The sequence below is a fragment of the Kribbella sp. NBC_01484 genome (assembly GCF_036227145.1).
Lineage (GTDB): Bacteria > Actinomycetota > Actinomycetes > Propionibacteriales > Kribbellaceae > Kribbella.
Genome location: NZ_CP109437.1, coordinates 380612 through 394031 on the forward strand (window position 1 = coordinate 380612; position 13420 = coordinate 394031).

Below are 13420 nucleotides of genomic sequence, written 5' to 3' on the forward strand. Positions count from 1 at the left end.
GACCTGCACCACTCATCAACCAGCGCGACGCCAGAGATGCCCCGGCTCGGCCGCGAGCAGTCGACGGCTGACGACCGGGTTAGTGAATGCGCCACGTCCGCCCAGGTCGAGACCCGTAGGCGGGGAACCCGGGCCAGGCTGGGGAGGATCTCCCACCCGATCTCCACACCCGATCCGGGACGAGATTCTCCCCACCTCGGCGGCAACCGGCAGGACGAGGCCGACTGCCGGGGACGCGAAGGAGGCGATCGAACCACCCACGGATGCGTCAGACGGATACCCCTCGAGTTGGTCGGAGGCGGTGGGCGACGGGCGGGCCTGCGTAGAGGTAACGGTCTACGCGGACCCAATGTTACGGGACAATCACTCTCCGAGTTCGTAGATCTTGATCTTGCCGACGCTGTGTCGCAGCACGGCCAGCCGGTCGAGTGCAGGTGACACGGTCCCGTCGCGGGAGTCGGCGTACACCCAGCGAACGCCGTACTCGTCGCGCAGCCGCCGCAGCACGTCCGCGGTCGGCGCGGCCAGGGTCTGGTTGGTGAGCGCGACCCGCTCGGGCCATGGCGACGGCTGCTCGGTGTAGCGGCGGCCGCCGACGCCCTGCGCGGCCATGGCCTGGTTCGTGTACGCCCAGCCCTCGATCACCGTCCGCCGGCCCGCCATCCCGCTGACGAGGTACCCCCGCGCGTCACACCCCGGCGTCTGCGGTCCGGCCGGCCGGCACCACGTGTTGGTGGCGACCACATCCGTCGGCGCCGAGTGCGAACCCAGCCACAACGCCGCCGAGGCCTCATCCGGATACACCACCCACCGCGGCGCCCGATACGTCGGCGACTTCTCGGTGTCCCCATGCACCGCGCTCTGGATGAACGAGCTGATCGGCGCGATCGCCAGCAACATCAGTACGACGAACAACCCGCTACCCGCCTGCCGCAAGAACCGCCGCCACACGACCAGCAGCACGACCGTCAACGCGAGTACGACGAGCAGCAGCCGCGTACTCGCCCACAATTGACGGCTCGGCGGACCGGCCGGCACCCCCCTTGCCCACACGAAAAGACCGGCGTAGATCACCGAGAGGCCGAACGCCGCGACCGCCACCCAGACCGGCCTGCGCGCCGCGCGGGCACTGGTCGCCGCGAACCAGCCCGCTCCCGCCAGACTGAACGGCGCGGCCGTGTAGATGAAATAGGACTCGCTCACGGACGGATGGTCGATCAAGAGGTAACCCGCCCAGCCGGCGATCATCGCACCCAGCAGGAACCACGCCACCGGATCCCGCCGGCCGACGACCCCGAAGCCGACCAGCGCCATCGCCTGCAGCGTGAGCAGCAACCCCAACAGCAGCGTCAGCGTCCCGACCACCGCACCATGTGCCAGCGCCGGCACAATCAGACCGCCCGCCCCGGGCTGCGTCGTATCACCGGTCGCGGCCGTGTAGACGGGAAGCGACTTCAGCACGGCGAGGAACTGCACCCCGGAACCATTGGTGCTCCCGGCAACCGTCAGCATGGTCCCCACACCCACCGCCACCAGCGCGGTCCCAGCGATGACGATCCGCGCAGGCACGCGCCGGGTCGTCACCAGCAAGAACACCGCGGCCAGCCCGACCCCCGCGACCAGCAGCGGCAGCACCGCGGGCTTCGACCCACCGCCGACGATCGCGACGGCGACCGCGACCACCCACAACCAGCCCCCGGCGTTGCGGAACAGCAACTCGATCAGGAACACCGCCACCGTCACACCGGCGACCATCCCGAACGTCTGCGACGGACTGAGGAAGCTGACCGGCGCGGCGAGATTCACACTCGTGTCGACGAGCAAGTACAACTGCGGCGCGGCCAGAGCGAGAGCCGCGAGTACGCCGGTCCACCAGGTGCGACTCACCGTCCGCGCCAACGTCGCGCACACGAGCAGGGCGACGACCAGCCAGGGCAGCAGCCACAGCCGGAAGACCACGACGATCGGTGCGAGGCGGGTGATGTCCACGGCCCCGGCCATGTCGGCGTTCGCGAACCAGTGGTACTCCAGCCGCTCCCCCGCGACCTGTGGCAACTCCGGCGGCACCGACCGCATCAGCTCGTGCACCATCGACAGGTGATAGAGCAGGTCCGGGTAGTACGCCGTACCGCCCGGAGGCATCGGGTGATACGCCATCACGCCGACTGTTGACGCGCCGAGCACGACCGCTGACGACACGGCCAGTCCCCAGGTCCACGCGACCGGCAACGGCTTCGGGTCGGCGATCCGCCAGAACCTCCGTCCGAACGCCGCGAAGGCGACCAGTACCAAAGCCGGCCAGACGATCAACCAGCGTTGCCAGCCGAGGGCGGTGAACAATGCCCAGCCGATCAGCTGCCAGGTCGCTCCGACGACAGACCCGAGGCCGACGTCCTCCGCCCAGTTGCCGGTACTACGCCACGCGGCGCGGAGCAGGAGAGTCCCGGGGAGTGCGATCGCCAGCGCGAAGTACACGGCGTACTTGACGATCGGGCCGGGACCGACGTCGACCGACGCGAGCCCGAGGACCGCTACCAGCAATGGCAGCAGCCACGGGAGCAACCGCCTCATCTGTGCTGGACCGGTTCCTGATGCCCTTGGTCTTCGAGGCTGTCGTACCCGACGAGGAACTGCGGGCGCCGCTGGCTGGACTGGAACAACCGGGCCACATACTCACCCAGCAGGCCGAGGCAGAGCAACTGGATCGCGCCGATCACGCTGACCGCGAGCACGGTCGATGTCCAACCGGGAATGCTGTGGCCGCTCACCTTGATCGCCAGCGCGCCGACCACGAACAGCGCGGACATCAGGCCGCCGAGCAGGCCGAGCCAGGTCGCCAGCCGCAGCGGCGCCGCCGAGAACGCGGTCACGCTGTCGAACGCGAGCCGAAGCATCTTGGACAGGCTGTACTTCGTCGTCCCGGCGGCTCGCTCGGCACGGACGTACCGGACCTCGGCGCTCGGGAACCCGAGCCACGGGATCACCAACCGGAACACCCGGCCGTCCTCGGGGAGTGCGTTGACCGCGTCGACCACCCGGCGCGACACCAGCCGGAAGTCGGCCGCATCGAACGGGATGTCCTTGCCGACCAGCCGGCACATCAGCCGGTAATACAGCCGGGCCGTCGTCCGCTTCGCCCAGGAATCACTCGAGCGGTCCGCGCGAACGCCGTACACGACGTCGACGTCCTGCTCGCGGACGGCCGACAGGAACTCGGCGATCACTTCCGGCGGGTCCTGCAGGTCGGCGTCGATGGTGACGACGTACCGGCCGCGGGCGCGGCGGAAGCCGGCCGACTGCGCGGCCTGGTGACCACTGTTCCGGAGCAGGCGGACGACGCGGAGCTGGGCCCAGTCCTGCACGGCCTCGAGCAGCAGTGCGGCCGTCTTGTCCCGGCTGCCGTCGTCGACGACGAGCACCTCGTAGCTGATGCCGAGGCTGTCGAGCAACGGATGCATCCGGTCGAAGAAGATCGGCAGCACGTCCTCCTCGTCGTACATCGGTACGACGACGGAGAGCTCGGGGTCCTCGGTGTCCCGCATCGGCTGCCTCCCAGCTCAGTTGTCAGAGGGTTGACCTTACTGGCCCGGCGAGATGGCGACTGCCCCGGTACGGCGGGGGTCGCCGACCGCGAGCAGGCCGTCGGCCGGATCCCAGAACGCGGCCGCGACGCCACCGAAGTACATCGAGTGCGGTGGCATCGGCCGGGTCGGCAGCGCGGTCGAACCGGACACAGGCAGGTCGTCTTCATAGTCGACGACCACGTCTTCACGGACGCGGACGTGCAGCCGCGGATGGTCGACCGCCTCGCGCAGCGGCAACCCACCGTGCGTATAGAGCGCGTAGACCTGCGCCAGCGCGGTCGGGATCCGGTCGGAGCCGGGCGAGCTGATCGCAAGCACCGCGCCGTCGCTGTCCCTGCGCGCGACGCTGGGGGCCATGTTCGAGGTGAGCCGCGTGCCGGGCGCGAGGCTGTGCGGACCGCCGTGCAGCAGCTCTTGCTCGCCGAGGGCGTTGTTTAGCCAGATGCCGGTGCCTGGGGTGAGTACGCCGGAGCCGTAGCCGGACGACACGGTGATCGCGCAGGCGTCGCCCTCGTCGTCGACCACCGAGACAGTCGCCGTACTGGGTGAGGACAGGGCGCGGAGATCACCGGCCGCCGCGAGGTCCAGCAGCTTGTTGGCCTCGAGCTGCCGCCTGTCCTCCTCGTCCAGCTCGGCCAGCCGCCGTCCGAGTACGGCGTGCTGCACCTCGACGAGCCGTTCGAGCTCGGACTGCCTCCAGCTGCCGTCGGCCGGTACGCCGTCGAGCAGCGCGAGCATCGCGGCGACCGCGACACCACCGACGGCCGGCGGCGGGTTCGTCGCCAGGCGCCAGCCGTTCTGCCGGACCATCAGCGCCGGCCGTACGACGGCCTCGTACGCCGCAAGGTCTTCCGCGGTGAGGATGCCGTCGTTCTCGGCCATGTCGTGGATGAGTAGCTGGGCGAGCTCACCGGTGTACATGGTCTCGGCGCCGTCGCGGGCGATCAGTTCGAGCGCCTCGGCGAGCTCGGGGATCACGACGGTGGTGCCGGCCTTGATCACCGAACCGTCGTCCTCGTGCACGACCTGATGGCTCGGCTGGTGCCAGCCGAAGATGATCTCGTGGGTGAAGCCGAGGTAGTAGCCCGAGGTCCGGCTCAGCGCGAACCCGTTCCGGGCGACGTCGATCGCGGGCTGGACCACCTCACGCCAGGGCGCCTTCCCGGATCGCTGGTGGGCCAGGTCGAGCGCCTTCATCCCGCCGGGGGTCGCGACGGATCCGTGGCCGACGGTGGTCGTCGTACCGCCGCCGTAGTCGGTGGTGATGTCCCAGACGCCGCGGCCGAACCGGTCGGTGGACGCGCCGCGGCCCGGCATCTCCACCCAGCCGTCGATGGTGACCGCGTCGCCGCCGGCGACCTGCAGGGTGACGAAGCCGCCCGAGGCCGGCGAGACCACGCCGATCTCGTTCACCATCGTCACCAACGTGGCCGCGATCGCCGCGTCCACCGCGTTCCCGCCCTCGGCGGCCACCCGCACGCCGGCCTCAGCAGCTGCCGCGTTCGGCGCCGCCACTGCCACCCTCGGATGACTGCCGCTCATGATGGCTAGCCGACCCGTTGGACGGCGCCGAAGCGGTCGACGGCGACCTGGACCGCGGCCTGCCGGACGTCGGCGACCTCGTTCTCCTTCAGCGTGCGATCCGGCGCCCGGAACCGGAGCGCGAACGCCAGCGACTTCTTCCCCGCGCCGATCTGCTCACCGGTGTACAGGTCGAAGAGCCGGATCGACTCCAGCAACGCCCCCGCACCCTCGACCAGCGCCGCCTCCACGTCCGCCGCCGCCACCTCGGCCGGGACGATCAACGCCACGTCCTCCTTGGCCACCGGGTACGACGAGAACGGTGTCGCCGTGATCGACTCCGGACCGGCCGCCATCAACGCGTCCAGGTCGAGCTCGACCGCGCTCGACCGCGCCGGCAGACCGAACGCCTGGCAGACCTTCGGATGCAGCTCACCGGCGTGACCGACGACCTTGCCGTCGACGGAGAACTCCGCGCACCGGCCCGGATGCCACGGCGCGAGCTCCACGTTCTTCACGACCGGCTCGACACCGACCACCGACGCGATCATCCGGGCGAACTGGACGGCATCCGCCCATTCGGTCGGGCGACCCTTGCCCCACCAACCGGTCGGCGTGCGTGAACCGGTCAGCACCACTGCGACGTGCAGCGGCTGCTCGGGCAGAGCGTCGTACAGGGACTGGATCTCGGCGTCGCTCGGGCGGTGCGCGACGGACGGCAGTGGTGCGGGCTTCGCGTCCGGCTTCGGCAGGAAGACCAGGCCGGTCTGGAAGATCGCCAGATCGGTGGCGCCGCGGCCGACGTTGCGCTCGGCGGTCCGGAGCAGGGTCGCGAGCAGCGTGGTCTGCATCGACGGCTCTTCGTCGGACAACGGGTTGACCAGCTTGACCGTCGTACGGCGGGAGTCGTCGGCGGGCAGGCCCATCGCGTCGAAGTCGGCGTCCCCGGCGAACGGGTACGACACGACCTCGGTCAGGCCCGCGCCGACCAGCGCGGTCGCGATCCGGCGGCGCCGCCGCTGCGACACCGTCAGCCCCTGCCCACCCGGCGCGGGCGGCAGAACCGATGGCACGTTGACGAACCCGAACAGCCGAATAACCTCTTCGGCAAAGTCATTGGGATCCCGCAGGTCGGGCCGCCACGAAGGCGGAGTCACCGTCAGCAAGTCATCACCAGCAAGCCCAGCTGCGAGGCCAGCCGGGGCCGAGGGTGCGGCGACAACCAGCGCCGGGGCATGCACACCCGCCGCGAGCGGTGCCGGCACCGCGTCGGCGACGGCGCGCTCGACCGCGCACCCGACGGACTGCAGGTGCAGGACGGTCTCGGCGATGGAGATCGGTGCTCCCGCGACCCGGGCGGCGTGATCGGCGCGGAGGGTAACCGGCTCGGGGAGGGCGTGGGTGTCGACGACGGTCTCGTCCGGCCGGATGGTGCCACCGGCCAAATCGGCGAGGAGGTCGGCGACGCGCTGGGCGGCGTACCGCGGCAGCAGCGGGTCGACCTCGCGCTCGAACCGCCGCGACGCCTCCGACGACAACTTGTGCCGCCGCGACGCGCGGGCGATCACGATCGGGTCGAAGTGCGCGGCCTCGATCACCACGTCGGTGGTCGCGTCGGAGATCTCGGTCGACGCGCCACCCATCACACCGGCGATGCCGATCGGGCCGGAGTCGTCGGTGATCAGGAGGTCCTCGGCGTCCAGCTCACGGGTCTGGTCGTCCAGCGTCATCAGCTTCTCGCCGGCGTAGGCCCGCCGGACCACGATCTCGCCGGACAGCCGATCCTTGTCGTAGCCGTGGATCGGCTGGCCGAGCTCGAGCATCACGTAGTTGGTGATGTCGACGCCGATCGAGATCGGGCGCATCCCGGCCGCCAGCAGCCGCTTCTGCAGCCACCGCGGCGAGAGCGCCTTCGCGTCGATGCCGGTCACCGTCCGGGTGACGAAGACGCCGCAGCCTTCGGCATCATCGACCCGCACCGGATAGCCGCCCAAGCCAGAACCGTCGAGCGCCAGGTCGGCCGGATCCTTCAGCGGAACGCCGTACGCCGTAGCCGCCTCGCGAGCCACACCACGGATCGACAGGCAGTAGCCGCGGTCCGGGGTGACCGCGATGTCGAGCACGTCGTCGCGCAGCGCGAGCAGCTCGATCGCGTCGTCACCCGGCTCGGCCTCACCCGGCTCGAGTACGACGATGCCGTGCGTACCGTCGTCACCCAGGCCGAGCTCCGAGCTCGAGCAGATCATGCCGTTGGAGACATGCCCGTACGTCTTCCGCGCCGAGATCGCGAACCCACCCGGCAGCACGGCGCCCGGGAGTACGACGATCACGAGGTCACCGACCGCGAAGTTGTTCGCACCGCAGACCACCCACTGCGGCTCGTCCTTGCCGATGTCGAGCGAGCACCAGCGGACGGTCTTGCCGTTCTTCTGCGGCTCGTCCTCGTAGGTGAGGACCTTGCCGACCACGAGCGGCCCGGTCAGGTCGGACTCCTCGACGGTCTCCACCTCGAGGCCGGCCCGGATCAGCTTCTCCGCGACGCCGCGACCCGTGACCCCGGCCGGGAGGTCGACGTACTCACGAAGCCATGACAGTGGGACCCGCATCAGATCTCCATCCCGAACTGGCGGCTGAACCGCACATCACCCTCGACCATGTCCCGCATGTCCTCGACGCCGTTGCGGAACATGAGCGTCCGCTCCAGGCCCATCCCGAACGCGAAGCCGGAGTACCGGTCGGTGTCGATGCCGCAGGCCTGCAGGACCCGTGGGTTCACCACGCCGCAGCCGCCCCACTCGATCCAGCCCTCGCTGCCACAGGTGCGGCACGGGCGGTCCGGGTTGCCGACGGAGGCTCCGCGGCAGACGAAGCACTTCAGGTCCACCTCGGCCGACGGCTCGGTGAACGGGAAGAAGTTCGGCCGCAGGCGCGCCTCGAGGCCCTCGCCGAACATCGAGACGACGAAGTGGTCGAGCGTGCCCTTCAGGTGCGCGAGCGTGATGCCTTCGTCCACCACGAGGCCCTCGACCTGGTAGAAGACCGGCGTGTGGGTCGCGTCCAGCTCGTCGGTGCGGAACACGCGGCCCGGGCAGATCACGTAGATCGGCGGCTTGCGGGTCAGCATCGACCGGGCCTGCACCGGGGACGTGTGGGTCCGCAGCACCTTGCCGGATCCGGCCGGCTCGACGAAGAAGGTGTCCTGCATCTGCCGGGCCGGGTGGTCGGGCTGGAAGTTCAGGGCGTCGAAGTTGAGCCACTCGGCCTCGACCTCGGGGCCTTCGGCGACGTCCCAGCCGAGCGCGGTGAAGACGTCCGCGACCTGCTCGGAGATCAGCGAGAGCGGGTGCCGCGCGCCGAGCTCGGGGGTGTGCCACGGCAGCGTCACGTCGACGCGCTCGGTGGCCAGCATCCGCTCCTCGTGCTCGGCCTCGAGGACCGCGAGCCGGGCCGCGAAGGCCTCATTGATCGCCTTCCGGGCCGCGCCGATCCGCTGACCGGCCTCCTTACGGCCCTGCGGCGGCAGCGCGCCGATCTCCCGGTTGGCCAGCGCGATCGGCGACTTCTCGCCGAGATGCGCGCCCTTCGCCTCCTGCAGGGCGGCCAGGTCGGCCGCCTCGGTAAAGGCCTTCAGTGCCTCGTCGCGGGTCCGCTCCACCTCTTCGGCATGCAGCGGCGTCACTTCGACCGGGTCGTAATCAGTGTTGGGACCGGACATGGCTCGCTCTCGGTTTCGGAACTTCTGCGGATTGCAGTCTAGGAACCTCTCGCCCCGGAGCGTGAATCGCCTGTCCACAGCCCGCGCCCCAAGCCCCCAGCACGCGCTTTGTGGAACATCCCGGTCACCTAGCGCAATTTAGTTACCGCAAAGCCGACAACGCTGCGCCGCGTCAGGTCAGTGCACCGTGTCGTCCACCGCCGGGACGGCTTCCTGCGTCGCCTGCTTGGCCTGCCGGCGCGGCAGCACCACGAGAGCGACCAGCGCGCCGGCCAGTGCACCGATCAAGCCGACTGTCATCGAGATCGACATGGCGTCGGTGAAGGCGGTCCGGGCCGCGGCGACGAAGTCCGGGCCGAGGGCGAGCGTGTCCGCGATCGACGTGCGCGCCGGTTCGGGAACCGAGTCCGGCAGCGACGAGGAGTACGCCGCAGCCAGCACGCTGCCCAGTACGGCGACCGACAGCGCGGCACCGGTTTGCTGGACGGTGTCGTTCATCGCCGATCCGACACCGCGGTGGTCCGGCGGAACCGCCTGCATGAGCAGCGTGTACGCCGCGGGCCCGGCCAGACCGCCGCCGACGCCCATCACCATCAGACCGATGATCAGCAGGCCGTAACCGGTCGGGTCGGAGACCTGGGTCAGGATGCCGAAGCTGCCGGCGATGATCACCAGCCCCAGCACGATCAGCGTGCGATCCGCCATCTTCTTGCCGAGCGTCGCCCCGAGAGCGTTGAACACCGTCGCGGCCACGGCGTACGGGATCAACGCCAGGCCGGCCTTGAGCGGCGTGTACCCGAGCACGAACTGCAGGTACTGCGTCAGCGCCAGCAGCAGCCCTCCGGCGGTGAACGACAGCAACACGATCGAGAAGCTCGTCCCACTGAAGTTCCGATCCCGGAACAGCGCGAGCGGCACCATCGGGTGCTCACTCCGCATCTCCCACAGCGCGAACCCGGTCAGCGCCGCCACCCCGACGGCCAGCCCGCCGAGCACCTTCGCGGAACCGAACCCGTCGGCCGGGATCGAGATGATCGCCCACACGACCGCCGCCATCCCGATGATCGACAGCACCGCGCCGGCCGGGTCGACGTCGCGCGCCGGCCCCTTCGACTCCGGGATCAGGGCCAGCGTGCCGATGATCGCGAGGACGGCGATCGGCACGTTCAGCCAGAAGATCGAGCCCCACCAGAAGTGGTTCAGCAGTACACCGCCCACGGTCGGACCGGCGACCACGCCGACCATCGCGACCATCGACCAGCCGGCCATCGCCTTGCGCTGCTCCTGCGGCGGGAACACCGTGAACAGCAGCGACAGCGTGCTCGGCATCAGCAGCGCGCCGCCGACACCCATCAGCCCGCGGCACGCGATCAACTGCCCTGGGTTCTGGGCCAGCGTCGCCAGCAGCGAGGCCACCCCGAAGATGACCAGCCCGAGGAGCAGCATCTTCCGGCGCCCGAACCGGTCGGACAGGCTGCCCGCGGTCAGCAACAGCCCGGCGAACGCCAGGATGTACGCGTCGATCACCCACTGAATGTCCGCGGGTGTCGCGTCCAGGTCGCGCATCAGCGAGGGGATCGCCAGGTTGAGCACGGTGTTGTCGACGACCAGCACCATCAGGCTCAGGCACAGGATCAGCAGGATCCACCAGCGTCGCGGATGGCCGGTCGCCGAAGAATCAGAGGAGGACTCGAACGGTGTACTAGTCACTCGCACACTGTACGACAAACTCGTACAGTGTTCCAGAGGTTATTAGGATGGCGTCATGAAGGAATCGATCTGGACCCGGCAGCGGGCCGCCGCACCGGCCCGAGAGGCGCTCAGCCGGGAGCAGATCGTGCAGACGGCGATGGCGACCCTCGACGCGGAGGGCCTGGCCGGGCTCAGCATCCGGAAGCTGGCCGCCAAGCTCGGTGCGGGCGCGACCAGCCTCTACTGGCACGTGCCGACCAAGGACGACCTGATCGACCTGCTCATCGACGAGATCTGGAGCGAGGTCGACGTACCGGATCCTGAGCTGGTCGGCTGGCGGAACGGTGCGCTGCTGTTGGGCCACAGCCTGCGGGCCACCGTGCTCCGCCATCCGTGGCTCCCCGAGATCATGTACGTCCGGCCCAGCATCGGGCCGAACGCCATGACGCTCGGTTCGCGCGGCCTGGTGCTGTTCGGCGCGGCCGGCTTCTCCGGCCCGGACGTCGATTTCGCGATGGGCAGCGTGATGTCCTACGTCCTCGGCACCGCGAGTTCCGAGGTCGCGACCCGCGAGATGGCACGGAGGGCCGGCCAGTCCTTGGAGCAGATGAGCGGGGACCTTCTGCAGCAGGCCGAAGTCCTCTCCACCGACCTGCCCGGCATGCAGGAGTCGGTCCGGCGACGCGCCGACCAGGATGTGAACGCGCTGTTCACCGAGTCCTTCGCCTTCGGCCTCGACGCCTTGCTCGACGGGCTCGAGGCTCGCCTCAGGAAGTGAGGCCGAACCACGGCTCCTTGCCGAGCTCGGTCAGCAGTACTTCGCGGTCTCTGGGATCCGCGACCAGTGCCGTGAGTTCCTCCGCCCGGCGGAGTTCGGCTCGCGCCTGGTCGGGCGAGCCGGTCGCCGCGAGCGCGCGGGCGAGTGCCTCACGGGCGAACGGTTCGTCCCAGTCGCCCATCTGATCCGGGTGGTTCTGGATGAGCTGCAGACAACGCCGCGCGTGGCCGAGGCCGAGCTCGACGCAGCCGATCCGCAGTGCGACCCGGGCGATCAGGTGCTCGCCACGGGCATGGTTCGCTTCGTTGCCGGCTTCGAGCCAGTGCAGGCAGGCGGCGTACGCGCCGTACAGGACGCGCTCCTGGTCGAGGAGCGGACTGGTCTCGTCGATCTGCTCGAGCAGGTCCCAGGTCTCGTTGTTGAGCTCGACGCCGAAGTAGCGGTGCAGTTCGCGGCCCTCGACGAGCTCGGTGGCCACCTTCGCCATCAGCTCGGGCCAACTGGCCAGCCCGTACTCACGGGCGATGGTCAGCTGCGCGTCCCGCAGGGTAAAACCATTTGTGTAGTTGGGGTGTTGGGCCCGGACCCGCTCGATCGCGTCCGGACGTCCCTTGGTCACAGCCTTGCGGAGGTCCTTCGCCTGCATGCGCAGCTGGCTGAGGCTGGCTTTGGCGGGCAGCGGTGTGGTCGACATCGATGGTCCTTCCAGGGCAGCCCGCTCCGCTGAAACAGGCCGTCCCGAAGGGTTCACCGGCCGTCATGAGTCCTGCTGTTCGATCCAGGTGCACTCGGTGCTTGCCGCGGAGAGGAGGCGCCCTGGCACGCGCTGCGCCAACGCTGACACGGCCGCCGCGTCGGCGTCAACCGGTACGGCGCTGGGCCCGGGCCGACGCGTACAGGCAGATGGCGGCGGCGGTGGCGAGGTTGAGGGACTCGGCGCGGCCGTAGATCGGGACCTTCACCGAGCGGTCGACGATGGCGTCGAAGCCGTCGGGGAGACCGTGGGCCTCGTTGCCGAACAGCCAGACGGTCGGCCGGGTCAGGGTGCCGTCCTCGATGCAGCTGTCCAGGTCGGAGGAGCCGTACCCGTCGGCGGCGAGGACCTGCAGTCCCTGGTCCCGCCAGGACTTGGCGGCCGCGGCGATGTCCACGTCGACGGCGATCGGCACGTGGAAGATGCTGCCCACACTGGCCCGGACCGCCTTCGGGTTGTGTGGGTCGACGGACTCCGACGACAGGACGACCGCATCCGCGCCGGCGGCATCCGCCGTACGGATCAAGGTGCCGACGTTGCCGGGATCCCGGACCTGCACGCCGGCGGCCACCAACTTGGCGGTACAACGGACCGCCTGGTCCAACGGTGTGTCGACGAGGGAGCAGACGGCGACCACGCCTTGCGAAGTGACGGTCTCGCTGAGCGCCTCGGCGGCGGCGCGGTTGACCTCGAACCAGGGCACACCGGCGGCCTCGGCCAGGTCGCGGAGGTCACGGTGACGGGTGGCGACGGCGGGTTCGGCGTACACCTCGAGGACGAGTTCGCGGTGCTCGAGGGCTTCGCGGACCGCCTGCGGTCCCTCGACCAGGAAGCGGCCGGTCTTGCGCCGGAACGCACGAGTGGCGAGCCGCCGGGCCTGCTTGATCCGCACGGACTGTGCGGTCAGCAGACCAGGGCTCGCCACTGCAGTGCTGTTCGGGGTGTTGCTCAGGCCGCGGCGTCGGACTTCGGCGCGTTCACGTCGGCCGGCAGGGCGGCCTTGGCCACCTGCACCAGCGCGGAGAACGCGGCCGGGTCGTTGACGGCCAGGTCGGCGAGGATCTTCCGGTCGACCTCGACCTCGGCCAGCCGCAGACCCTGGATGAACCGGTTGTAGGTCAGGTCCTCGGCGCGGACCGCGGCGTTGATCCGCTGGATCCACAGCTTGCGGAAGTCGCCCTTGCGCGCCTTGCGGTCCCGGTAGGCGTAGACGAGCGAGTGGGTGACCTGCTCCTTGGCCTTGCGGTACAGACGCGAGCGCTGGCCGCGGTAGCCGCTGGCCTGCTCCAGGACGACCCGGCGCTTCTTGTGGGCGTTGACTGCCCGCTTCACGCGTGCCATGAGGTGTTACTCCTTGTACTTCTGCGCCAGAGCCG

Annotated in this window: 10 protein-coding genes; 1 reads left to right on the forward strand and 9 read right to left on the reverse strand. The window is 69.8% G+C overall.

Annotation, left to right across the window (positions count from 1 at the left end; translation table 11 throughout):
* Positions 1-363: 363 nt before the first annotated feature.
* From OG555_RS01745 to OG555_RS01770, 6 genes are all read right to left on the reverse strand, one after another.
* Complete coding sequence (locus OG555_RS01745; protein WP_329480506.1) at positions 364-2571, reverse strand: hypothetical protein; 2208 nt, start codon at positions 2569-2571, stop codon at positions 364-366.
* Positions 2568-3542: a glycosyltransferase family 2 protein gene (locus tag OG555_RS01750; protein ID WP_329480508.1), complete on the reverse strand. Its 975-nt coding sequence runs from the start codon at positions 3540-3542 to the stop codon at positions 2568-2570. Before OG555_RS01750 ends, OG555_RS01745 begins: the two co-directional genes overlap by 4 nt.
* A 36-nt stretch (positions 3543-3578) precedes the next feature.
* Positions 3579-5126, reverse strand: a complete 1548-nt coding sequence (locus OG555_RS01755) for a gamma-glutamyltransferase (protein WP_329480510.1) — start codon at positions 5124-5126, stop codon at positions 3579-3581.
* Positions 5127-5131: 5 nt separating this feature from the next.
* Positions 5132-7711, reverse strand: a complete 2580-nt coding sequence (locus OG555_RS01760) for a phenylalanine--tRNA ligase subunit beta (protein ID WP_329480512.1) — start codon at positions 7709-7711, stop codon at positions 5132-5134.
* Positions 7711-8820 (reverse strand): phenylalanine--tRNA ligase subunit alpha, encoded by a 1110-nt coding sequence (gene pheS, locus OG555_RS01765; protein WP_329480514.1) that lies wholly within the window; start codon positions 8818-8820, stop codon positions 7711-7713. Before pheS ends, OG555_RS01760 begins: the two co-directional genes overlap by 1 nt.
* Before the next feature lie 177 nt (positions 8821-8997).
* A complete protein-coding gene (locus tag OG555_RS01770; protein ID WP_329480516.1) occupies positions 8998-10530 on the reverse strand; it encodes an MFS transporter in 1533 nt (510 codons plus the stop codon).
* A 55-nt stretch (positions 10531-10585) separates the two neighbouring features.
* Here OG555_RS01770 and OG555_RS01775 point away from each other — a divergent pair, with 55 nt between their 5' ends.
* Positions 10586-11290: a TetR/AcrR family transcriptional regulator gene (locus OG555_RS01775; protein ID WP_329480518.1), complete on the forward strand. Its 705-nt coding sequence runs from the start codon at positions 10586-10588 to the stop codon at positions 11288-11290.
* On the opposite strand, the gene OG555_RS01780 is transcribed toward OG555_RS01775, so the two are convergent.
* From OG555_RS01780 to rplT, 3 genes are all read right to left on the reverse strand, one after another.
* Positions 11280-11984, reverse strand: a complete 705-nt coding sequence (locus OG555_RS01780) for a hypothetical protein (protein WP_329480520.1) — start codon at positions 11982-11984, stop codon at positions 11280-11282. The genes OG555_RS01775 and OG555_RS01780 overlap by 11 nt on opposite strands.
* A 166-nt stretch (positions 11985-12150) precedes the next feature.
* Positions 12151-12969 (reverse strand): TrmH family RNA methyltransferase, encoded by an 819-nt coding sequence (locus OG555_RS01785; protein ID WP_329480522.1) that lies wholly within the window; start codon positions 12967-12969, stop codon positions 12151-12153.
* 23 nt (positions 12970-12992) lie between these two features.
* The gene (gene rplT / locus OG555_RS01790; protein ID WP_131367113.1) at positions 12993-13385 is read right to left on the reverse strand and encodes a 50S ribosomal protein L20; all 393 of its coding nucleotides are present in this window, start codon (positions 13383-13385) and stop codon (positions 12993-12995) included.
* Between the last annotated feature and the right edge of the window lie 35 nt (positions 13386-13420).